The following is a 22,139-nucleotide window of genomic DNA, read 5'->3' on the forward strand; positions in this document are numbered from 1 at the left end:
CAGCTCCCGGCGATCCTATTTCCCCGCCTCGAGCACGATACGATAGCGGGCATCACCACTCTTGAGCCGCTCCAGCGCCTCGTTCACCTTGCTCATCGGAAACATTTCCACTTTGGGTTCGATCTTGTGGCGTGCGGCAAATTCCAGCATCTGCGCGATGGTTTCGGGACTACCCACCGGTGAACCGGATACCTGCCGCTGGCTGAGGATCAGCTGGAATACGTTGAGGTCCAGCGGGTCGGTGGTTGCGCCGACAAAGTGCAGGCGACCGCGGGCTTTCAGCGTGGACAGGTAGAGGTTCCAGTCGAGCTTGGCGTTGACCGTCGACAGGACGGCATCAAAGCGACCGGCAGCGCCCTCAACCGCACCCTCATCGCGCGAATCCAGCGTATGGTGCGCACCCAGCTCCAGGGCTTCGTCGCGCTTGGATGCGCTGGAAGTAAATGCCGTCACCTCACAGCCCCAGGCATTGAGGAACTGCAGGGCCAGGTGACCGAGGCCGCCAATGCCGATCACCCCGACGCGACTGTTGGGCTTGATATCGAACTGCACCAGCGGGTTGAAGACAGTAATGCCCGCACAGAAGAGGGGACCCGCCTTGGCCGGGTCGATATTGTCCGGGATGGGGACCACGCTGTTGGCATCGGCCCGCACCCTGTCGGCAAAGCCACCGTGGTGGCCGATGATGGTGTGCTGGGCCTCGGCACACAGGTTCTGGTCGCCAGAGTTGCAGGAGTGGCAGTGATTGCAATATCCGGAATGCCAGCCGAGCCCCACAAGCTGGCCCTGCTGCAGGTGTGTAACCTGTCCTCCCAGCTGGCCAACGCGGCCAACCACTTCATGGCCCGGCACCACCGGGTACTGGGACATTCCCCACTCGTCGTCGATGATGCTCAGGTCGCTGTGGCACAGGCCACAGTACATCACTTCGATCTCCACCTGCCCGGGCTGCAACTCACCCGGATCGTACTGGAACGGGGACAGCTCGCCACCGGCTTCGCGCGCCGCATAAGCGTTGATCATACGTTACTCCATTGTGTTATCTGGCAGGGTAGGGTGTGTGCGCAATCAAAACCCTGAAGCGTAGAACATGGCAAGGACCGCCCGCGCCGGGATCACCGGCACGGGCAGGTGTGCGCCGGTTCAGCGCACAAATGCCTGGAACTGCTTGTCTACGGGCGTATCGGCAAAGTGGTTGATGTAGTTGCTCATCACTTTCTGCGCCACGCCCACGATGATTTCCAGCAGATTCTGCTGAGTGTAGCCGGCGTCGTAGAAACGCTGCAGCACCTCGTCGGCGACTACGCCACGATCGCGCACCACCGCCAGGGTGGTATCCCGCAGGACTTCCAGTTTCTCGTCGGGCAACGGAGTCCTGTTGCGCAGGGCCTCGCTGATTTCATCGTCCACTTTCATGGATTTGGCAATGGCGCTGTGGGCCGGTACGCAGTAATGGCAGCCGTGCTCCACATTGATGGTCTGCCAGACTACCGTCTTTTCCTCGGCGGAAAACGAGGTGTTGAGGAACTGCTCGTGCAGCACCTGGTAAGACTCAAGCGCCGTGGGCGCGGCGGCCATCACACCATGCAGGTTGGGGATCGAGCCGAAGGCCTGGATGGATTTATCCAGCAGGGGCTTGCTGGCTTGCGGGGCGGTGTCCTTGTCATGGATCTGGAATGCTGTCATCGCTGTACCTCCAGCTTGCAACGGATTTCTACTTGAGCGATCGCTCAAGAGGGAAGAAGCGTAACCCATATTTGAGCGACCGCTCAACCCCTTTGGATGTTTGCCGACCCACGCAGCCCCCGGTAGACTTTGAGCAGGTGTTCAAGCGGAGGGGTTATGGCCAATACCGCAAAATTCAACCGTCGTCAGGTGCTGGAGAAGGCCACCCGGCTGTTCTGGCAGAAGGGCTTCCATGCCACTTCGACACGGGATATCCAGCAGGCGATCGATATGCGTCCGGGCAGCATTTATGCAGCTTTTGGCAGCAAGTCGGGACTTTTCCGCGAAGTTTTACAGTTTTACGCCGCCAATATGACGGAGCAACTGGCCCGGAGCCTGGCGGCGGCGGACACCGTCGTAGGCGGCCTGCAGGTGTTTTTCCGGCGGGTCCTGCTGGAAGGGGGTGACGATGCCCCCAGCGAGCTCTGCCTGCTGGCAAAGTCCCTGTCGGAACTGGATGAAGAGGAAGGCGAACTGCTGCGGGAAACCCGCCAGCTACTGGCGGCGACGGAAGCGGAATTCCGCTCCCAGGTGGAACGCGCCGTGTCCCGTGGCGAACTGCCCACCCACACAGATGCCGCACTCCTGGCGCGCCAACTACAGGTCCAGCTGATCGGCCTGCGCAGCTACCTGCGCGCCACCGGCAACCGGGCAGCTGTCAATGAAATCGTCGGGCACCTGTTCGACACTCCGGAGATCAGTCAATGAGCCAGCGCGAGCTAACGGATTCCGAAATCCGCCTCCCGTAGCCGTTTGCGGCCCCCGGCGACTGTGGCAAAGTCGTGGGTCCGATACGGGATAAGAACTACAAGAGGTCGCCGTGAGTCTCGTCACCCTAGCCATTCCCTTTTTCCTGCTCGCCGTGCTGGTGGAGCTGGCCTTCGACCGCTGGAAAGGCTGGGGCCTGTACCGGCTCAATGACGCCATTGGCAGCCTGGGCGCGGGGGTGCTGAGCCGCCTCTCGGGCCTGGTGCGGGCTGGCCTGTTGCTGGTCATCTATATCCCCCTGCACGAGATGCTGCAGCCCTGGTACCAGCTGGCGGGGTTCAACTGGTCGATGGACAATCCCTGGCACCTGTTCCTGGCGGTAGTGGCATACGATTTCTGTTACTACTGGAAGCACCGGTTCGGCCACGAGATCAATATTTTCTGGGCGGATCACCTGGTGCACCACCAGAGCGAGGACTACAACCTCACCACCGCCCTGCGCCAGCCCTGCGGTGGCCTGCCCATCGGCTGGATCTTCTACATGCCGCTGCTACTGATCGGGTTGCCAGCGGAGATGCTGGTGACTGCCGGTGCCATCGACCTGATCTACCAGTTCTGGGTCCACACGCAGAAATTCCCCAAGGTACGCTGGATGGAGTGGATCCTGGTTACGCCGTCCAACCACCGGGTGCACCATGCGCAGAACCGGGTCTACGTCGACCGGAATTACGGCGGTGTGTTTATCTTCTGGGACCGCCTCTTCGGCACCTACCAGGAGGAGCTGGAAGACGAGCCGTGCATTTACGGCGTGCGCAAGCCGCTGAACAGTTTTGACCCGCTGGCGGCCAACCTGCAGCACTACAAGCGCATGGCCCTGGACGCCTGGCATACCCGCAGTTGGTGGGACAAGCTGACACTCTGGTTCCGTCGCACCGGCTACCGCCCGGCGGATGCCGAAGCGGCGATGCCCGTGCCCTCGTCTGACCTGGAGCAGTTCCAGCGCTTTGACCCCCGTATCGACCCCGGGCGGCGTATCTATGCCCTGGTCCAGCACCTGGCCTACTCGGCTGCCACCCTGCTGCTACTCTGGCAGGCTGCCGACATGAGCTACGCCGAGCTGTTGACCGCCGTACTGCTGGTGGCTGCCGGCCTGGTAGTCAATGGACGGATCCTCGATGGCCACCCCCGGAGCCACTACTGGGAGATCTCGCGACTGGCGTTACTGTTACTGGCGGCCCCCCTTGCGGGGCCGGCCGCCGGCCCCTGGGTGTTCGGCTATGCGCTGGCGAGCCTGGTGGCCTGGTGGTGGTTGGCTTTTGCCGGCAAAGAGGATACAGTCGCCCACGTTAGCGATTAGCAACAGGAAGCTGACGCCTACCACAGGGGGTTTGAGGTGGTTGGCAGGTTTCCGCTGGGCGATCCCGGCCGGGCTCAGCGACGCAGGTACCACGAAGTTTGTCAGTATGGTTTTCCGGCGTCGCTGAAAATCCCAACACTTCCCCCCCCCAACCCGGCCGGGGTGCAGCCTGGTTCACGTGCTCCTTCGAGTACCGTTCCGGCACCTATCCCGTCTCTCCCCAGGCCGGCCACAGTAAGGCCCTGCTGCCCGGGTCATTCGGTTATAATCTCCGCGCATTTGCCCCGAGACAGGAACAGTTGTGCAAGCAGGAACCCTATTTACCGTATCCGCACCTTCCGGCGCCGGTAAGACCAGCCTGGTGAAGGCCCTGGTCGACGGCGACCCCCAGGTGACCGTGTCCGTATCCCATACCACGCGCCCCATGCGACCGGGCGAGCAGAATGGGGTCAACTACCACTTCGTCGGGCGCGAGACGTTCCTGGAAATGCTGGATCGCGATGCCTTCCTGGAGCACGCGCAGGTGTTCGATAACTTTTACGGCACGTCGCAGGAATGGGTACAGGAGACCCTCGACAGCGGCCGCGACGTCATCCTGGAAATCGACTGGCAGGGGGCCGCCCAGGTCCGCCGGCTGCTGCCGGAAACAGTCGGCATCTTTATCCTGCCGCCTTCCCAGCAAGCACTGCGCGAGCGCCTGACCGGGCGCGGCCAGGATGACGAAAGCGTGATCGAGCGGCGAATGTCGCAGGCCATCGATGAGATGTCCCACTACGTCGAGGCCGATTACCTGGTGATCAATGATGACTTCCAGCAAGCACTGGAAGAGCTGCGGGCGGTGGTGACTTCCCAGCGCCAGCGCCTCGGCCGCCAGCAGGAGCGCCATGGCGACCTGCTGCAGGCGCTGCTCAATCGCAACTGACGCCACCGACAACACGTCACTGCTCGATTTACGTACACTGTACAGTACGGTAAACTCCCCGGTCCCGCGGATACCGGCGCCCGGCAAGGCAACAGGAAACCGCGAGCCCTGTACCGAATTCGCTCCCGGCCGCTGGGCCGGCAGCACTGCAATGGAATACTAGATCTATGGCACGTATTACCGTTGAAGACTGCCTCGAGCACGTCGACAACCGCTTCGAACTCGTCATCGTGGGCAGCAAGCGCGCCCGCCAGATTGCCACCGGTGGCCGCGATCCGCTGGTGGAGGAAGAGAACGACAAGCCCACCGTGATCGCCCTGCGTGAAATCGAGGAAGGGCTGGTGGACGCCAGCATCCTTGACGAGCCGGAAGAGGAAGAGGCCCCGGTGGCACGGGCGCCGGCGCCCGCGTACCTGCCGGAACAGGACCTGTAAGCGATCCTCAGATCTGTAGCAACGGGAGGCGAGCGCGGCTTTGCATACCATCGATAGTCTGGCCCATCGCCTCTCTTCTTACCTGCCCCCCGACCAGATCCAGATTGTCCGCCGCGCCTACTTTTACGCGGAGCAGGCCCACGAGGGCCAGCAGCGCCGTTCCGGCGAGCCCTATGTCACCCATCCGCTGGCGGTAGCGACCATCCTGGCCGGCATGCACATGGATCACGAGAGCCTGGCCGCGGCCATGCTGCACGACGTGATCGAGGATACCGGCATTCCCAAGGCCGCACTGCAGGAGCAGTTCGGTGACGAGGTGGCCGACCTGGTGGACGGGGTCTCCAAGCTGACCCAGTTCGAGACCGACAGCCCGGCGGAAAAACAGGCGGAGAACTTCCAGAAAATGGCCCTGGCCATGGCACGGGATATCCGCGTGATCCTGGTAAAGCTGGCTGACCGGCTGCACAACATGCGCACCCTTGGCGCGCTCAAGCCGCAGAAGCGGGTACGAATCGCCCGCGAGACCCTCGAGATCTATGCCCCCATCGCCCACCGCCTGGGCATGAACGATGTGCGTATCGAGTTTGAGGACCGCGCCTTCTTTGCCATCTACCCGCTGCGGGCCAGCCGGCTGCGCGCGGCACTGGTGGCGGCACGCGGCAACCGCAAGGAACTGCTGGAGAAGATCCAGAATGCCATCGAGGTGCGCCTGCAGCGGGAGAATATCGACGCGCTGGTAATCGGACGCGAGAAGCACCTGTTCAGCATCTACCAGAAGATGCGCGCGAAGAAGAAGTCGTTCAAGGAAATCATGGATGTCTACGCCTTCCGTATCATTGTCGACAGCGTGGACACCAGCTACCGGGTGCTCGGGGTTATCCACAACCTCTACAAGCCGGTGATCAGCGAATTCAAGGACTATATCGCCATCCCCAAATCGAATGGCTACCAGTCCCTGCACACGGTTCTGCTGGGCATGCACGGCGTGCCGATCGAAGTACAGATCCGCACCAAGGAAATGGACGAGATGGCCAACAGCGGTATCGCCGCGCACTGGCTGTACAAGGCCTCCGGCGACGAGGTGATCAATACCGGCGGCACCAGCCAGGTGCGCGCGCGCCGCTGGGTACAGGGACTGCTGGAAATGCAGCAGCGTGCCGGTGACTCGCTGGAATTTATCGAGAACGTGAAGATCGACCTGTTCCCGGACGAGGTCTACGTGTTCACCCCCAAGGGCGAGATCATCGACCTGCCAGCGGGCGCCACCGCAGTGGATTTTGCCTACTCGGTGCATACCGATGTCGGCAATTCCTGTGTGGCAGTACGCATCAACCAGCGGCTGGCACCGCTGTCGCAACCGCTGGAAAGCGGGCAGAAGGTGGAAATCCTCACCCGCAAGAATGCCCAGCCGAACCCCAACTGGCTCAACTTCGTGGTTACCGCCAAGGCGCGCAGTGCCATCCGCCACTATCTCAAGCACCAGCGCCACCACGACTCCATCGCCCTGGGCCGGCGACTGCTGGAAAAGGCCCTGCTCAAGTTCAACACCAGCCTCGACCAGCTGGGCGAAGAACAGCTCCAGCGCGGCCTGAAGGAAGCCAAGTGCGCGACCCTCGACAAGCTGCTGGAGGAAATCGGGCTGGGCAACAAGGTCGCCTTTTCGGCGGCCAAGCTACTGGTACCGGCCGGCAGCGCCGAGACCGAGGCCAGCAATATCTCCTCGCCGCTGAACATCGACGCCCAGGAGGGCATGCTGATCAGCTTTGCGCGCTGTTGCCGGCCGATCCCGGGCGACACCATCATCGGCCATATCAGCTCCGGCAAGGGCGTGGTGGTGCACCGCGATACCTGCCGCAACACCAATGACTTCCGCGATCACCCGGAAAACATCATGCTGGTGAACTGGTCACCGGATGTGAAGGGTGAGTTCCTGGCCGACGTGCGGGTGGAAGTGGAATCGGAGCGGGGCATCATCGCGCGCCTTGCCACGCGTATCACGGAAGAGGGCGCCAGTATCGAGCAGATCCATGTGGACGAGAAAGACGCCCATAACAGTGTCATCGCGATGACCCTGGAGGTCGGCAACCGGGTCCACCTGGCGCGCGTCATGCGGCGCCTGCGCAACCTGCCCTCGGTGATCCGCATCGCGCGCCCGGGATGATTTTGGGATAAGTGGCGGATTTTTCACCGTCCGACGCAAAACTTCTGCTTTATCCGGGGGCCAATGGCCGACGCCCTCCCCAAAACCCACCAGTCGCGCTATATTGCCCCGCTTCGTTTTTCAGCAAACACTGGAGTTACCCATGCCTAATCGCGCGGTAATAAAAACCGATAAGGCACCGGCCGCTATTGGCAGTTATTCCCAGGCCGTCAAGGTGGACAACACGGTCTACATCTCGGGCCAGATCCCGCTGGACCCGGAAACCATGGAAATCGTACCGGGCGGCTTTGAGGCCCAGGCACGGCAGGTGTTCGCCAACCTGAGCGCGGTCTGCGAGGCAGCCAATGGTTCGCTGGGACATATCGTCAAGCTGAATCTCTACCTGACCGACCTGAGTGACTTTGCCACCGTAAACGCCGTCATGGCCGACTGCTTTGACGAGCCCTTCCCGGCGCGGGCGGCCGTTGGGGTTAAGGAATTGCCCAAAGGCGCGCTGTTTGAGGCGGAAGCGGTAATGGTGATCTGAGCCGATCGCCAGGGGATCCGGCGCGGCGGCATCACCGCCCGCGCGCGCCGGGCTTCAGTCTATGTCCAGCAGGGCGCTGTAGCCCTTCCGGTAATCCGGGTACTTCAGTTCATACCCGCTTTCCAGCATGCGCCGGTTGCTGAGCTTCTTCGAGCGGCGCTGGCTGGTCTGCACTTCCTCGCGCAAATGCGCTCCCGTATAGCCCATCACCCTTGCCAGCCAGTGCTGCAGCTCATGCATCGGTACCGGATGCGAGTCCGCACCGATGTAGAGGCGCTCGGGAGTCCATCCCTGGCGCTGCTTCTCCATCAGGTGAATCAGGAAACCGATACAATCGTCCACGTGGATACGATTACTGAACTGCGGCGGGTGCGGCGGTGCACACCGGCCGGCGCGCACCTGGGAGAGCAGCCGATCGCGCCCGGGACCGTATATACCGGCGAAACGCACCACGCAGGTATCCGGGACCGCCTTGCGGATGATTTCCTCCGCTGCCAGCAGCATGTCGCCCTGGAACCCTGTGGGTATCGGGGGCGTACGCTCGTCGATCCACTCGTCACCGCCCTGGCCATAGACCCGGGTGGACGATACCCAGATCAGCAGGCGCGGCGGGTTTGGCAGATTGCCGAGGGCCTCGGCCATGGCGGTCGCGGTATCGACGTAAGCCCGCTGGTAGCCCCCGGTGGTGTATTCATCGGGAGTGAAAGTGGCCATTACCACATCGGCGCCACCGGCCAACAACCGTTCGATGTCTTCCGGCTTGGTGGCATCACCGCGCCGCCAGCGCACCGCGTCGGCCCGGCGCTTGCGCGCCAGGGCCACCAACGGATTGCGGCGGACGCCGTACACCTCGTAGGCATTGCGATCGAGCTGCAGCGCCAGGCGGGCACCCAGGTCACCGCAGCCAAAAATCCAGAGCTTTTGTTTGTTCATCAGCAACTCCGCAGGCAACCGGCCATCCTGCCGTCACCATGCGGTACCCCCCAAGAAATACAGTCCGAGCCATTGTTATGCAGCGGAACCCGCGGCCCGATAAGTGTGTCACTGTTTACACCGGGGTTCCTCGACCTCCAGCACAGTTCGGGCGCCGCGTACGACACAAGCCGGGGCACTACCGGGGGCAGGCCCGCCTGCGTTGCCCCCGGGGCGCCACGGCGGGTCAGCCGCCGCGGGTCTTCAGCTTGCGATAGATAAACAGGAAAATCAGTGCACCGATGGTGGCCGTCACAATATCGCCCAGGCCAAACCCGCTAACCGGACCGCCGATGCCCACCAGCGAACCAAGCCAGCCGCCGATAAACGCACCGATGATCCCGATGACCAAAGTGACGATCCAGCCGCCCGGGTCGGGGCCGGGCATAATCCACTTGGCCAGCGCGCCGGCGATCAGGCCAAGAATAATCCACGAAAAAATACCCATGGTGGCTCTCCACTCAGTGTGTCCTTACACGTATAGCAAATTTGCGCGCCTTTTTCCTCTTAAAGGGGTTTTTTATAGCAATTTTTTCTAAGAGATCAAAAAAGTATCCTCGGTCACGCCAGGGGCTGGCAGAGGGCGGTTTTATATGAATAATCCCTATTAAAGCAGACCAACTGATTGCCTTAACCATGACACTGAATGAACTCCGCTATATCGTGACCCTGGCCCAGGAGCAGCATTTCGGCCGTGCCGCCGAGCGTTGCTTTGTCAGCCAGCCGACCCTGTCCATCGCGGTGAAAAAACTGGAGACCGAGCTGGGCGTCTCGCTGTTCGAGCGCTCCAAGACACGGGTGCAGGCCACGCCACTTGGAGAGCGTATCGTGGCACAGGCGCAGCTGGTACTCGAGCAGGCAGCGGCCATCCGCGATATCGCCAGCGCCGGTAAGGACCAGCTGTCGAGCCCACTCTCGGTGGGCGCCATTTTCACCATAGGGCCCTACCTGTTCCCGCATTTCATCCCACAGCTGCAGCAGCTGGCACCGGACATGCCCCTGATCGTGGAGGAGGGCTATACCGCCACCCTGCGCCAGCGCCTGCGCAAGGGCGAACTGGATGCCATCATCATCGCGTTGCCATTCAATGAACCGGATGTGGTGACCCAGCCCCTCTACGATGAGCCCTTCGTGGTGCTGATGCCGTCGGATCACCCGCTGGCAGAGCAGGAGCAGATCTCCGCCAACCAGCTGTCCCAGGACAACGTCCTGCTGCTGGGGGAAGGACACTGCTTCCGCGACCAGGTGCTGGAAGCCTGTCCGCAGCTGCAGCAGAGTATTGAGAAAGAGTCGGGCAACGGCCGTATCCGCACTGCGGCGGACGGCAGCTCCCTGGAAACCCTGCGCCACATGGTGGCGTCCGGCCTGGGTATCACGGTGCTGCCGATGTCGGCGGTGACCGCCTCGCAGTACGCCAGCGGCCTGCTCACCACACGCCCGTTCGAGGCCCCGGCACCGCAGCGCACCGTGGCCCTGGCCTGGCGCGCCAGCTTCCCGCGCCATCGCGCGATCGATATACTGCGCGACGCCATCAACCAGTGCCAGCTATCCACCAGTGACTAACCCAGCCGACCAGCCCGTCACGACTTTGCGGGGCGTGGGCGACAAGTTCGCCCAGGTGCTGGCCCGCCTGCATATCTCCTCGGTCCAGGACCTGCTGTTCCACCTGCCGCACCGCTACCAGGACCGCACCCGGGTAACGCCGATTGCGGCATTGATGCCCGGCGTGGATGCGGTGATCGAGGGCGAGGTGCGCGCCGCCGATATCGTCTTCGGCCGCCGGCGCAGCCTCGTGGTGCGACTGCAGGACGGCAGCGGCACCATGTCGCTGCGTTTTTTTCACTTCAGTGCAGCGCAGAAACAGCGCTTCAGCCCCGGCGTGCGCCTGCGTTGTTTCGGCGAGGCGCGCCGCGGCAGTGCCGGCATTGAGCTCTATCACCCTGAAACCGAAATCATTGGCGACTCCACCCCGGACCGGCCCGACACCCTCACCCCCGTATACCCGCTGACCGAGGGCGTCACCCAGGCGCGCCTGCGCGGCCTGGTGCAGCAGGCGCTCGAGCGCCTGGAGCAGTCCGGTGTTACCGAGCTGCTGCCACCGGCGATCCTGCCCCGGGAGATGCGCTACCCGCTCGCCGACGCGTTGCGCTTCCTGCACACCCCCCCGGCAGGCGCCGATCTGGAACAACTGTTGCAAGGGATGCACCCAGCGCAGCAACGCCTGGCCCTGGAGGAATTGCTGGCCCATCACCTGAGCCTGCTGGAACTGCGACGCAAGGGAAACATCGATGCGGCACAGCCGCTGCCGGCGGACAGTGCCCTGGAGCGGGACTTCCTCGCCCGCCTGCCGTTTCGCCTGACTGGCGCACAGGAGCGTGTCTGCGGGGAAATTGCCGCAGACCTGGCACGGCCCACGCCGATGATGCGGCTGCTGCAGGGGGATGTGGGTGCCGGCAAGACACTGGTGGCCGCCCTCGCAGCCCTGAAGGCGATCGGCAACGGGGCGCAGGTGGCGGTGATGGCACCCACCGAGATTCTCGCCGAGCAGCACCGGCGCAACTTCAGCGCCTGGCTGGAGCCGCTCGGCGTCGCGGTTGCCTGCCTGACCGGCAGCCTCAAGGCCGGCGAACGCCGGTTGCAGGCTGCGGCCATTGCGTCCGGTGAAGCGCGCGTGGTGGTGGGTACCCACGCGCTATTCCAGGCGGATGTGGAGTTCCACAACCTGGCGCTGGTGATTATTGATGAACAACACCGGTTCGGGGTGCGCCAGCGGCTGGAATTAAGGCAGAAGGGGAGTGTTGCCGGGGGCGGCAAGCCAGTGCACCCGCACCAGCTGATCATGACCGCCACACCGATTCCACGCACACTGGCGATGTCGGTGTTTGCCGACCTCGACTGCTCGGTAATCGACGAGCTGCCGCCGGGCCGGCAGCCCATCAATACCGTGGCGATCTCGGGCGAGCGGCGCGATGAAGTGATGGAGCGCGTACACAAGGCCGTCGCTGAGGGCCGCCAGGCCTACTGGGTCTGCACACTGATCGAGGAATCAGAGAGCCTGCAGGCCCAGGCTGCGGAGTCAACAGCATCGGAGCTGGCGGAAGCGCTCGACGGTGTCCGCATTGCGCTGGTGCACGGGCGCCTCAAGGCCGCACAGAAAGAGCACGTGATGAACGCGTTCAAGGCCGGGGAGGTGGACCTGCTGGTGGCCACGACGGTAATTGAGGTTGGTGTGGATGTGCCCAACGCCAGCCTGATGATTATCGAGAACCCGGAGCGGCTGGGCCTGGCGCAGTTACACCAGCTGCGCGGGCGCGTGGGCCGAGGCTCGGTGGCCAGCCACTGCGTACTGCTATACGGCAGCCCCCTGTCGAAAAATGGCCGGGCCCGCCTGCAGGCACTGCGCCAGCACAGTGATGGTTTTGCCATCGCCGAGGAGGACCTGCGGCTGCGCGGCCCCGGGGAAATCCTGGGCACGCGCCAGACTGGTGAAATCGGCCACCGTATCGCCGACTTGCAACGGGATGCCCCGCTGCTGCCACTGGTGCAGAAAATTGCCGCCTCTGCCGAGTTGCCCGAGGCGGCGCGCCGCATGCTGGTACAGCGCTGGCTGCAAACCAAGCCACGCTTTGCCGAGGCCTGAGCATCGGGCCCAAGGCGCGTTACAATGGCGCCACACAAATGAATTGCAGGGTTTTGCCCGCGTCGCCGCCCGGTTGTCCTTACCAGGGAAGTCCGGGCGGGGCGGGGCCGGTTATCAACCAACGCTCTATCCCGGGACCGCACACGAGCCCTCTGCCTCACCCGATCCGAGGATCGACAGAACGAAAACAGCATCAAGAGCACTCTGGGAGAGTCCCATGCAAATGAGTCGCATAAGTCGCATTCAAAGTCCCATCAACAGGAGCCCCGTAAAGGCCAGCCCAATCAGTACCTGCAAATCACTACTGCTGTCCGCACTGCTTGCCTGCCTCGCAGTACCGGCACAGGCCCAGTGGTTTGGCGGTGGCGAAGACACACCCAACCCGAGCCTGCTGCTCCGGCCCAGTGAAATCTCGCTGGATGGCCCAACCCCGATGGATGGCCAGAGCCTGCAACTATTGCTTTCACTGCCCAACGGCCTCGGCAAACTGAAACAGGACGCCGTGGAACGGTTCAGTGCCCACCTGCAAACTGAGCTCCAGGGCAGGATCTCCGAACTGCTCGCAGACGAAGACATTCCCGTGGTAGGGCAGAACGGTGACCTGGTCCTGGACAGCTCGGTAGATGTCGCCATCCGGCAGAAAATTCGCGACGTGATGAGGTCCAGCCGCCACGACACGGAGAAAGGCTCTCTCAGGGTCTATGGCAAATTCCGCTACACGCTGAAGAACCGGCAGGGACGCCTGTTGGACGAGCAGCTGATTGATCTTGGGCAACTGGAAGTGGAACGCCGCTACATCACGCGTACCCCCAAAGATGGCGGTGCCGTCGAGGACAGCACCGGTCCGGCAGTGGAGCGGGCCCTCACCGACCTGGCCGATGAAATCGTCGAACAACTGGAGGACCGATTCGAGTCCGACAGGCTGCAGCAGCTGGCTTTGAAGAGCCAGTCTCGCTGATACAGCACTACAATCTGACCCCTCCGGCGCGGCGCGCAACCCAGCGTGCCGCGCTTTATTTTTTCCCGGACCTACCTATCCGACTGGCGCGTAACATGCCAGGGAAATTCCCCGTCTCCCGAGATAACACACTCTCTTTCACTTAGTGACTAATTTTAGAAATTTAGTCCCACAAATCACTCCAGTTGCGGACTGGCGTACTATAAAAATTTCTGTTATCTATTCCCCACATAACAACGGCGAATACAGCAGTCTCTCCCGGTAATCGCCCCTGTGGTTGCACTGCGTTGCGACCCATAAGAACGACGGTACACCGTCGCACAAATAAAAATAAATATGTCGGAGACAACAGTGATGATATTCCCCGCCCGCCGGTTTGCCATGACCGGCCTGCTGCTCGTGCTGTCTGTACCCACTTGGGCCCAGGGCAACTTCCTGGGTTTCAAGGATGATGCGGTCAATCCGCGGGTGCGGGTCGCACCGGCCGAGATTGCGCTGGATATTCCCATGCCGGTCAGCGGCGCAGGCCTTGCCGAACTCTTGGAAAAAGCCAATGCCGGCCTCAGCCTGACCGCCATCAAGGACGAAGCACTGCGTACCTACCACACCCATGTACACAATGAACTGTCGCGCCAACTGACCGAACGATTCACTGACAGCGAGGTGCCGCTGGTGGAGCGGGCAGCACACCTCACGCTGAAAAACACCCTGGACGTAAAGGTCATCAAGCGTTTCAGCGACCTGCGCACCGGCAGTGAATACAAGCTTGAGCGTGGCAAGGTGGAACTGGAGGGCGTCTATCGCTACCAGTGGCTCACCTCTGAAGGGCGCGTCATCCGCGCGGGGGAAATCGACATCGCCGGCCTGCGCATCAGCGAGTCCTACAAAACGAAAACGCCGCTCGGTGGCGGCGGCAACGGCGAGGATACCACCGAGGAATCAATCAAGCGGGCGCTCGCCGAAATGGTGGATGAGATGCTCGATGAGAGCGAAGACGACTTCGAGGCGGAGCAACTGCGCACGCTGGCCTCACTCTGAACCCCGGGCCAGCAACTTCTGTAAAGAGGGGGCGCCGGCAACAACTGGCTACCGGGCACCCCACTTCAGGCAAGATCCCGTATCCCGCTAGGTAGCCACGGCTTCCCGGTTGTTATCCGACACACTGTTGTAGTTACCATCGTAAAACACCTCCCGTGAGAGGGCGCCCTCGCTGTTGGCAACCACCGTGCTGACCACCGAATCACCGGTGATGTTAACCGCCGTGCGCACCATATCCAGCAGCCGGTCAACACCCATCACAATGGCGATGCCCTCCAGCGGCAGGCCCACCTGCTGCAGTACCATGGCCAGCATGATCAGGCCCACGCCGGGCACGCCCGCTGTGCCGATTGAGGCCAGGGTCGCGGTCAGGATCACCGTGAGGTAACCGGCGAGACCGATATCCACGCCGTACATCTGGGCAATAAAGACCGTGGCCACGCCCTGCATGATGGCAGTGCCGTCCATATTGATGGTGGCTCCCAGGGGTACGGTAAAGGCAGCCACCTTGTTATCCACACCCAGGCGCTTCTCAACCGTGGCCAGTGTGACGGGGATAGTGGCGGCCGAGGAAGCGGTACTGAAGGCAAAGGCCATCGCCGGGCGCATTTTCTTCAGCAGTTCCAGCGGGTTGAGCCCGGACAGCAGCTTGAGCACCAGGGAATAGACCCCCAGCCCGTGAAGCAGCAGCACACCCAGGACCACCAGGAAGTATTTGCCCAGGTCGAGCATGAAGCCCCAACCCAGCTCGGCGAAGGTCTTGGCGAGCAGGGCGAAGACACCGTAGGGCGCAAACACCATCAGCACGCCCACCATGCGCAGGATCACGTCGTTGAGGTCGCGGAAGAACGCCGACACGCGCCGGCCGGGCTCGCCGCAGTGCGCGATCGCGTAGCCCATCAGCAGGGCAAACACGATGATCTGCAGCATGTTCCCCTCGGCCATGGCCTGCACCGGGTTGGTGGGGAAGATATTCACCAGTACCTCGGACAGGGGCGGGGACTCCTTGGCCTCGAATGTCGCGGAGGCACTGGCCTCAACGCCGACACCGGGCTGCACCACCAGGGCCGCCAGCAGCGCCAGTGAAATGGCCACTGCGGTGGTGAGCAGGTACAGCAACAGGGTCTTGCCTGCCAGGGGGCCGATGCGGTGCCCCTCGGACAGGGCACAGGCACCACAGATCAGCGATACCAGCACCAGCGGCACCACCATCAGTTTGAGCGAGGCGATAAATACCCGGCCGATGATATCGAACAGGCCACCGGCGAGGTATGTGTCGAGGAAGTGGGCCAGGCTGCTGCCCGGCATCAGGGTGTGGCCGACGGCATAGATGACGACCCCGACCACGATGCCGGCCAGCATCCCCAGGAGTATTCTTGTAGTGAGACCCATGTCTGTTGCAGTTCTCCACGATTGTTTGGCCCCGTGCCGCAGGCCCGCACGATACTTTCCGTGCAGGAACCGGTGCGCTGGTGCGGGTCGGGGGACCGGATAGGTTCCGCTTTGCGCAAACGGCCACTATATCGGCAGCCGCGGCCTTCGGCAAAAGTCGGGTGGCGGAATTGGTTACCGGGCCGCAGGCCGGGGTACAATAGCGCCTTTGGTTTTGCTCCGGGGTTTGTGTTGTACCAGTCTCCTTACGCACCTGTGGGCCAGTGGTTCAGGCAGCCGCTGGAGTCCCTGCACTGCCGGCCGCCGGCTCCGCTGCTGGCGTGGCTGCTGCATCCCGGCTCATTGACGGCGGCGCTGCGGCAGCTGAGCGCCAACCGGTTCCGGGTACAGGTGCTGGACCAGCGCTGGGCGCAACCCAACCTCGAGGAGCGACGCGAACTCGGACTGCGCAACCGGCAACTGGCGCTGGTGCGCGAAGTGCTGCTGTACGGCAACGACACCCCCTGGGTCTATGCCCGCAGCGTTTTGCCGGAACAGACCCTGCGCGGGCCCGCGCGGCAATTGCGCCACCTGGACAGCCGCCCGCTGGGCGAGCTGTTGTTCAGTGAACCGGGCATCCGGCGAGACCCGATTGTGCTGAACCGCCAGCGGCGCAACCCGCAATGCGCCCTGCCGGAACTGGCGGGCGAGTCGGAACTGGCCTGGGGACGGCGCTCGACTTTCTGGCTGCATCACCGGCCGCTGCTGGTGGCGGAGACATTCCTGCAGGCTTTTGATCCCGACTGCCCGCCCATGGCGGGACGGCAGCCGGGAAGGGGACAGAACACGTGATCAGTCAACAACTCTCCCAGCGCTGGCCCGCAGCGCTCCCTTACTGGCAGCTGGCGCGACTGGACCGCCCGATCGGCTCACTGTTGCTGCTGTGGCCCACCTGGTGGGCACTGTGGCTGGCGGCCGGCGGCTGGCCCGGCCTGCACCTGTTTGCGGTATTCACCCTGGGCGTGATCCTGATGCGTGCCGCCGGCTGCGCAATCAATGACTTCGCCGACCGGGGTATCGACGGCCATGTAAAGCGCACTGCGGGCCGCCCGCTGGCCACCGGTAAAATCACTCCGGCCTCCGCGGTGTGGCTGTTTGTCGGCCTGAGCCTGGTGGCCCTGCTGCTGGTGCTGACCACCAACAGGCTGACGATCCTGCTGTCACTGCCGGCGGTGGCCCTGGCATTCTGCTATCCCTTCGCCAAGCGCTATACCCACCTGCCGCAGGTGGTGCTGGGCGCGGCCTTCAGCATGGGCATTCCCATGTCATTCGCAGCGGTGCGGGGCGAGGTGCCAGCCGAGGCCTGGTTGCTGTATACCGCCAACCTGCTGTGGACAGTGGCCTACGACACCTTCTATGCCATGGTGGACCGGGATGACGACCTGAAGATCGGGGTCAAGTCCACCGCGGTACTGTTCGGCGAGCTGGACCGGCCCATGACCGCCGTCCTGCAGCTGCTGGTGGTAACGTCGCTGCTGCTGGTGGGCCCGCGCTTCGGGCTGGGAGCTGTCTATTATGCCGGCGTGCTGGTCGCCGCCGGGCTGTTCGCGTACCAGCAGTGGCTGGTGCGCGACCGGGAAAGAACACCCTGCTTTCAGGCCTTCCTGAACAACAACTGGGTAGGCGGTGTCGTTTTTGCGGGTATATTTTTCTCTTTCCTGTTCGGCTGAACAAACCTGTCACGGCACAGGGTGACTGTCATATGGTTGTCACTAAAATGCCGTTAAATGACCCCACCGACAGTAGGGTGTGACAGTTACATGGACAGCAAAACGATTCTCATCGTCGACGATGAAGCTCCCGTGCGCGATATGCTACGGGTGGCACTGGAAATGGCGGATTACCGCTGTATCGAGGCTGAAAACGCGCAGGAAGCGCACGCACTGGTAATCGACGAGCGGCCGGACCTGATCCTGCTCGACTGGATGCTGCCCGATGTATCCGGGATCGAGCTGGCCCGGCGCCTGAAGCGGGACGAGCTCACCTCGACCCTGCCCATCATCATGCTGACCGCCAAGGGCGAAGAGGACCACAAGATCAAGGGCCTCGAAACCGGCGCCGACGATTACATCACCAAGCCGTTTTCCCCGCGCGAACTGGTTGCCCGCCTGAAAGCGGTGCTCCGTCGTGCCGGCCCCTCCACCCCGGAGGAACCGCTCACCGCCGGCGACCTGGTGCTGGACCCCATCAGTCACCGGGTAAGCATCAAGGGCCAGGCAGTGGATATGGGCCCCACCGAGTTCCGCCTGCTGACATTTTTCCTCTCCCACCAGGAGCGCGCCTACACCCGTACCCAGTTGCTGGACCATGTCTGGGGCGGCAATGTCTACGTCGAAGAGCGCACCGTCGATGTTCATATCCGGCGCCTGCGCAAGGCCCTCGCCGTCGACGGTCACGACCGCTTTATCCAGACGGTGCGCGGCACCGGGTATCGCTTTTCTGTGCAAACCGCCGAGAAAGTGTAAGAATTCGCCCTGCGCGACCTGCGGCACGGCCCGTCGCTGGAAGCCGTACCACCAGACAACGAGCAACCTGACCCGAGCCGGACCAGAGGCGGCGGCCACTCGCCGTACGCCCATCCGCAGACCGGAGACAGCCCACCACTATGCTGGAACGGAGTATCGGCGAGTTTTCCCGCTTCGCGGTGATCGCCCTCGGCACGGCAATATTCGGCTTTGCCACCACTGAATGGCGCTGGGCGCTTGTGTTGGGCCTGGGGGTCTACCTCTTCTGGATCCTCGCCCAGCAGCACCGCTTCAATCGCTGGCTGGCCAACGGCCGTCGCGGCCCTGCCCCCACCGTATTCGGCATCTGGGGCGAGATCTCGGACGATTTCTACCGCCTGCAGCGCCGCCACCGGCGCGAAAAGCAGAAACTCCACGCCATGCTGCGCCGGGTGCAGGAGAGCACCAGTGCCCTGCGCGAGGGTATCGTGGCGCTGGAAGACGACGGCAACCTGGCCTGGTGGAACCCCGCCGCCGGTGAGCTGTTGAAGCTGCGCCCGGAAGACGCCGGCCAGCCACTGGTCAACTTTGTCCGCGACCCCGGCTTCGTGCGCTATATCCACAATAACGAACCCGGCGCCCGCGGCCCGCTGACCATGCCCGCGCCGGGCAATGACGCCCGCATCCTGCAGCTGGAACTCACCCGCTACGGCCGCGACGAGGCGCTGGTGATCGTGCGGGACATCACCCGGCTGCACAACCTGGAGCAGATGCGCCGGGACTTTGTCGCCAATGTTTCCCATGAATTGCGCACACCGCTGACCGTGATTGCCGGCTACCTGGAGACCCTCGAGGGCAGCGGGATGGCGCCACAACCCTGGCAGCGGCCCATGGCGCAGATGCGTGAGCAGACCGCTCGCATGACGGCGCTGGTCAATGACCTGTTGCTGCTGGCGCGACTGGAAACCTCGGAGCGGGAAAGCGGGCGGGAAAAGATTACTGTCAGCGAGCTGATGGAACGGGTTGCTCAGGAGGCGCGAAGTTTCAGTGGCGGCCGCCACGAAATCACGGTGGACTGCCAGCAGGATTCAATCATCACCGGCGATGCCACCGAGCTGCACAGCGCTTTTGCCAACCTGGTGCTGAATGCGGTCAAGTACAGCCCGGAGGGCGGGCCGATCCAGCTGCGCTGGTGGGTCGATGGCCGGGGCGGCCACTTCGCCGTGCGCGACAGTGGCATCGGTATCGATCCCATCCATATCCCGCGGTTGACCGAGCGCTTTTACCGGGTGGACGCCGGGCGCTCCCGGGAGAGCGGCGGCACCGGCCTGGGGCTGGCCATCGTCAAGCATGTATTGCTGCGCCACGGGGCCGAGATGACCGTACACAGCAGTCCCGGGCGGGGCAGTACTTTCACCCTGCATTTCCCGGAACAGCGCCTGGCAACCAGCAGCGCCGCCTGATCCCGGGAACGGGCGGGGGCGTTACTGGTTCAGCTCCTCGAGCTCGACCTCTTTGCCATCCTTCGTATAGGTCACTTTCTCGCCTTCACCCACGGCATTGCACTGGCGCCGCAGGGTCAGGTGGTAGAGCTGCATATCTCCGTCGCGGACCAGCAGGTGTTCGCGGCCCTCATCGTCTATTGGCAGGCCGTTACTGCCCACCAGCGCATCGCGCAGGGCGCGCAGGGTGGTGGCATCCCGGTAGCGGGTCAGCTCGCTGGAGAGCCGCTTTTTCATCCGCTCACTCTCGTGCAGGGTGGCCGCGGTCTCGCGGTATTTCGCCAGGAAAAACACGGCGGCAATGGCAAACGCCATCACCACGGCAATCTCGAGCCACTGGGGCATATCAGCTCACCTCGTTATTGATAACTGCTTGTTGTCGACTGCCTGTAACCAGCCGGCGCCGCGCGATTGCGCCAGGCTACCAGCTGGTTATTGGCCGGCAGGAAATTCAGCTCGCGGCGCTCCAGGCCCGCGGCCGCCGCCAGGCCATCCAGCCACTCCAGGTCGCGAATCCCGCTGGCCGGATCCCGCTGGTGCAGCCACTGGTCGAAGTCGGCATTGCCCGGCCCAATATAATCGCCGGCAATTTTCATGGGACCGTACACTAGCAGCTGGCCACCGGGGCGCAATACCCGCGGCAGCTGCCGGAAAAGCGCCGCCACCGAGGATTCTGCCATGATATGCAGGCTGTTGGCGGTAAACACCGCATCTACCTGCAACTCCGGCCAGGCCCGGTCCACATCCAGCTCCAGGGGTGGTGGCAGGTTGGGTGAGGGACAGTGAGCCAGCCAGGCCCGGATACCGGGCAGGTTATCGGCCCGGTCCGACGACTGCCAGCACAGGTGCGGCAGCCGCGGGGCAAAATAGACCGCGTGCTGGCCGGTGCCGCTGCCGATTTCCAGCACCGAGCGGCTGTCGGCCAGCAGGCGGCGCAATTCACCGAGAATGGGCGCGCGGTTGCGCCCGCAGGCCGGCGCGTCGGGCAGTCCGGTTTCGCTCACTGGGCCTCGTCGCGGGTAAAGACCCAGTCGTTGCCGTTCGACAGTCCGGCGTTGTACGCGTAACCGGCCACATCGAAGTCTTTCAGCTCCGCCGCCTTCTTTACACGCTTGTCGATGGCCCAGCGGCTCATCATGCCGCGGGCCTTCTTGGCGAAGAAGCTGATCATCTTGTACTCGCCGTTTTTCAGGTCGCGGAAGTGCGGGGTAATGACCTCGGCTTCCAGTTGCTTTGGCTTCACCGCCTTGAAGTACTCGTTGGAAGCCAGGTTGACCAGTTCCCGGCTCTTGAGTCCCTGCAATTGTTCGTTCAGCGCTGCGGTAATCTTGCCATCCCAGAACTCGTACAGGTTCTTGCCCCGGGAGTTGGCAAACCTGGTGCCCATCTCCAGCCGGTAGGGCTGCATCAGGTCCAGCGGGCGCAGCAGGCCATAGAGGCCCGAGAGCATGCGCAGGTGCTTCTGCGCGTAGTTGAAATCCCGCTTGCCCATCGTCTCTGCCTCGAGGCCGGTATAGACATCGCCCTTGAAGGCGAGCAGGGCGGGGCGGGCGTTCCTGTCGGTGAAAGGCCGCTTCCACTGCTGGAAGCGGTCATAGTTGAGCACGCCCAGCTTGTCCGAGATTTTCATCAGGCTGGAGATATCCTGCGGGCCCAGCGCGCGCAGCTCCTTGACCAGTGTGGCGGAATCCCTGAGGAACTCGGGCTGGGTGGTGTCCAGCTCCGGTATTTCACTGTCGTAATCCAGGGTCTTGGCTGGGGAGATAACGATTAACATCGGTTTCCTTGGTTGGCTGGATTGTTGGTCGGTGCAAGTGGGCGGACGGTCCAAAAGCCGGGGTTACTCCGGCTTGAGAATTTCCGTCCACCAGTTGAGCGGTGTCTGGCCGTCCTGCGGGTCGTAGACGTTGCCATAGTTCCAGACACTGTTGGCACCGTCGCAGACGCTGTTGAGTATATGCTCGATATTGGCGAAGCCGCAGCTGACATGGATGCTGTAAACCAGCAGGCGCGGGGTCTCCATGTCCAGCTCGCCGCCGAGCTTTTCCAGCTGCGGGGTGAGCTCGTCGGACAGCTTCGCGCTGTCGCCGCGGCACAACACCCTGATCGCCAGGTTGCCCGAGCGCTTGACCAGCTCAAACTCCTGGGTGTCCTTCTTCACCTTGATGGTATCGCCGCTGGCGATCCCCTTGATAAACGCCGGGGAGCGCACCAGCTGGCAGCTGTCGTCCTCATTGACCCGCACCTGCAGCCGCTCCACCACCGGCTGGCCTTCGGGGTCCACGCCCGCGAACAGTTCAATAATCTGCAGTGCCGTCATA

At 63.0% G+C, this 22,139-nt stretch carries 23 protein-coding genes; 14 read left to right on the forward strand and 9 right to left on the reverse strand.

Going from position 1 to position 22,139, the window contains the following annotated elements; translation table 11 throughout:
• Nucleotides 1-15: 15 nt before the first annotated feature.
• On the reverse strand, nt 16-1,023 hold the full coding sequence (ahr, locus tag LVD10_RS05140; RefSeq protein ID WP_232940225.1) for an NADPH-dependent aldehyde reductase Ahr: 1,008 nt from the start codon (nt 1,021-1,023) through the stop codon (nt 16-18).
• A gap of 120 nt (nt 1,024-1,143) precedes the next feature.
• Nucleotides 1,144-1,686 (reverse strand): carboxymuconolactone decarboxylase family protein, encoded by a 543-nt coding sequence (locus LVD10_RS05145; protein WP_237062148.1) that lies wholly within the window; start codon nt 1,684-1,686, stop codon nt 1,144-1,146.
• Between the two features lie 156 nt (nt 1,687-1,842).
• Between LVD10_RS05145 and LVD10_RS05150 the strand changes: the two genes are divergently transcribed.
• The 6 genes from LVD10_RS05150 to LVD10_RS05175 all read left to right on the forward strand — a co-directional run bounded on the left by LVD10_RS05150 (nt 1,843) and on the right by LVD10_RS05175 (nt 7,833).
• The gene (locus LVD10_RS05150) at nt 1,843-2,433 is read left to right on the forward strand and encodes a TetR/AcrR family transcriptional regulator (protein WP_232940228.1); all 591 of its coding nucleotides are present in this window, start codon (nt 1,843-1,845) and stop codon (nt 2,431-2,433) included.
• 112 nt (nt 2,434-2,545) lie between these two features.
• Complete coding sequence (locus LVD10_RS05155; protein ID WP_232940230.1) at nt 2,546-3,790, forward strand: sterol desaturase family protein; 1,245 nt, start codon at nt 2,546-2,548, stop codon at nt 3,788-3,790.
• A 301-nt stretch (nt 3,791-4,091) separates the two neighbouring features.
• A complete protein-coding gene (gene gmk, locus LVD10_RS05160) occupies nt 4,092-4,712 on the forward strand; it encodes a guanylate kinase (RefSeq protein ID WP_237062157.1) in 621 nt (206 codons plus the stop codon).
• Between the two features lie 167 nt (nt 4,713-4,879).
• A complete protein-coding gene (rpoZ, locus tag LVD10_RS05165; RefSeq protein ID WP_232940233.1) occupies nt 4,880-5,146 on the forward strand; it encodes a DNA-directed RNA polymerase subunit omega in 267 nt (88 codons plus the stop codon).
• Between the two features lie 40 nt (nt 5,147-5,186).
• Nucleotides 5,187-7,307, forward strand: coding sequence for a bifunctional GTP diphosphokinase/guanosine-3',5'-bis pyrophosphate 3'-pyrophosphohydrolase (gene spoT / locus LVD10_RS05170; RefSeq protein ID WP_232940234.1), 2,121 nt, complete (start codon nt 5,187-5,189; stop codon nt 7,305-7,307).
• Between the two features lie 142 nt (nt 7,308-7,449).
• Entirely contained in the window at nt 7,450-7,833 is a 384-nt protein-coding gene (locus tag LVD10_RS05175) for a RidA family protein (protein ID WP_232940235.1), read from the forward strand.
• A gap of 54 nt (nt 7,834-7,887) precedes the next feature.
• On the opposite strand, the gene LVD10_RS05180 is transcribed toward LVD10_RS05175, so the two are convergent.
• Nucleotides 7,888-8,766 carry an NAD-dependent epimerase/dehydratase family protein gene (locus LVD10_RS05180; RefSeq protein WP_237062172.1) on the reverse strand — a complete coding sequence of 293 codons (879 nt, stop codon included), beginning with the start codon at nt 8,764-8,766 and terminating at the stop codon, nt 7,888-7,890.
• Nucleotides 8,767-8,992: 226 nt separating this feature from the next.
• Nucleotides 8,993-9,253 carry a GlsB/YeaQ/YmgE family stress response membrane protein gene (locus LVD10_RS05185; protein WP_237062174.1) on the reverse strand — a complete coding sequence of 87 codons (261 nt, stop codon included), beginning with the start codon at nt 9,251-9,253 and terminating at the stop codon, nt 8,993-8,995.
• A gap of 188 nt (nt 9,254-9,441) precedes the next feature.
• Here LVD10_RS05185 and LVD10_RS05190 point away from each other — a divergent pair, with 188 nt between their 5' ends.
• From LVD10_RS05190 to LVD10_RS05205, 4 genes are all read left to right on the forward strand, one after another.
• The gene (locus LVD10_RS05190; protein WP_232940238.1) at nt 9,442-10,368 is read left to right on the forward strand and encodes a hydrogen peroxide-inducible genes activator; all 927 of its coding nucleotides are present in this window, start codon (nt 9,442-9,444) and stop codon (nt 10,366-10,368) included.
• Nucleotides 10,361-12,445 carry an ATP-dependent DNA helicase RecG gene (recG, locus tag LVD10_RS05195; protein ID WP_232940239.1) on the forward strand — a complete coding sequence of 695 codons (2,085 nt, stop codon included), beginning with the start codon at nt 10,361-10,363 and terminating at the stop codon, nt 12,443-12,445. The genes LVD10_RS05190 and recG overlap by 8 nt, the downstream gene beginning before the upstream one ends.
• Before the next feature lie 223 nt (nt 12,446-12,668).
• On the forward strand, nt 12,669-13,403 hold the full coding sequence (locus LVD10_RS05200; protein WP_232940240.1) for a hypothetical protein: 735 nt from the start codon (nt 12,669-12,671) through the stop codon (nt 13,401-13,403).
• 351 nt (nt 13,404-13,754) lie between these two features.
• The gene (locus LVD10_RS05205) at nt 13,755-14,441 is read left to right on the forward strand and encodes a hypothetical protein (RefSeq protein ID WP_232940241.1); all 687 of its coding nucleotides are present in this window, start codon (nt 13,755-13,757) and stop codon (nt 14,439-14,441) included.
• Nucleotides 14,442-14,528: 87 nt separating this feature from the next.
• Here LVD10_RS05205 and LVD10_RS05210 read toward each other — a convergent pair whose 3' ends face one another.
• Nucleotides 14,529-15,833, reverse strand: coding sequence for a dicarboxylate/amino acid:cation symporter (locus LVD10_RS05210; RefSeq protein ID WP_237062176.1), 1,305 nt, complete (start codon nt 15,831-15,833; stop codon nt 14,529-14,531).
• Between the two features lie 231 nt (nt 15,834-16,064).
• Here LVD10_RS05210 and LVD10_RS05215 point away from each other — a divergent pair, with 231 nt between their 5' ends.
• The 4 genes from LVD10_RS05215 to phoR all read left to right on the forward strand — a co-directional run bounded on the left by LVD10_RS05215 (nt 16,065) and on the right by phoR (nt 19,779).
• On the forward strand, nt 16,065-16,664 hold the full coding sequence (locus tag LVD10_RS05215) for a chorismate--pyruvate lyase family protein (RefSeq protein WP_237062201.1): 600 nt from the start codon (nt 16,065-16,067) through the stop codon (nt 16,662-16,664).
• A complete protein-coding gene (ubiA, locus tag LVD10_RS05220) occupies nt 16,661-17,542 on the forward strand; it encodes a 4-hydroxybenzoate octaprenyltransferase (protein WP_232940244.1) in 882 nt (293 codons plus the stop codon). Before LVD10_RS05215 ends, ubiA begins: the two co-directional genes overlap by 4 nt.
• Nucleotides 17,543-17,632: 90 nt before the next feature.
• A complete protein-coding gene (gene phoB, locus LVD10_RS05225) occupies nt 17,633-18,337 on the forward strand; it encodes a phosphate regulon transcriptional regulator PhoB (RefSeq protein WP_232940245.1) in 705 nt (234 codons plus the stop codon).
• Between the two features lie 140 nt (nt 18,338-18,477).
• On the forward strand, nt 18,478-19,779 hold the full coding sequence (phoR, locus tag LVD10_RS05230) for a phosphate regulon sensor histidine kinase PhoR (protein ID WP_232940246.1): 1,302 nt from the start codon (nt 18,478-18,480) through the stop codon (nt 19,777-19,779).
• Nucleotides 19,780-19,800: 21 nt separating this feature from the next.
• Here the strand turns inward: phoR and LVD10_RS05235 are convergent, their stop codons facing one another.
• From LVD10_RS05235 to LVD10_RS05250, 4 genes are all read right to left on the reverse strand, one after another.
• Entirely contained in the window at nt 19,801-20,163 is a 363-nt protein-coding gene (locus tag LVD10_RS05235; protein ID WP_232940248.1) for a hypothetical protein, read from the reverse strand.
• A 14-nt stretch (nt 20,164-20,177) separates the two neighbouring features.
• On the reverse strand, nt 20,178-20,822 hold the full coding sequence (locus LVD10_RS05240; RefSeq protein ID WP_232940250.1) for a DUF938 domain-containing protein: 645 nt from the start codon (nt 20,820-20,822) through the stop codon (nt 20,178-20,180).
• Nucleotides 20,819-21,595: a peroxide stress protein YaaA gene (gene yaaA / locus LVD10_RS05245; protein WP_237062203.1), complete on the reverse strand. Its 777-nt coding sequence runs from the start codon at nt 21,593-21,595 to the stop codon at nt 20,819-20,821. Before yaaA ends, LVD10_RS05240 begins: the two co-directional genes overlap by 4 nt.
• Nucleotides 21,596-21,658: 63 nt before the next feature.
• Complete coding sequence (locus LVD10_RS05250; RefSeq protein ID WP_237062205.1) at nt 21,659-22,138, reverse strand: DUF4265 domain-containing protein; 480 nt, start codon at nt 22,136-22,138, stop codon at nt 21,659-21,661.
• Between the last annotated feature and the right edge of the window lies 1 nt (nt 22,139).

The organism is Microbulbifer zhoushanensis (genome assembly GCF_021729055.1).
Classification (GTDB): domain Bacteria; phylum Pseudomonadota; class Gammaproteobacteria; order Pseudomonadales; family Cellvibrionaceae; genus Microbulbifer; species Microbulbifer zhoushanensis.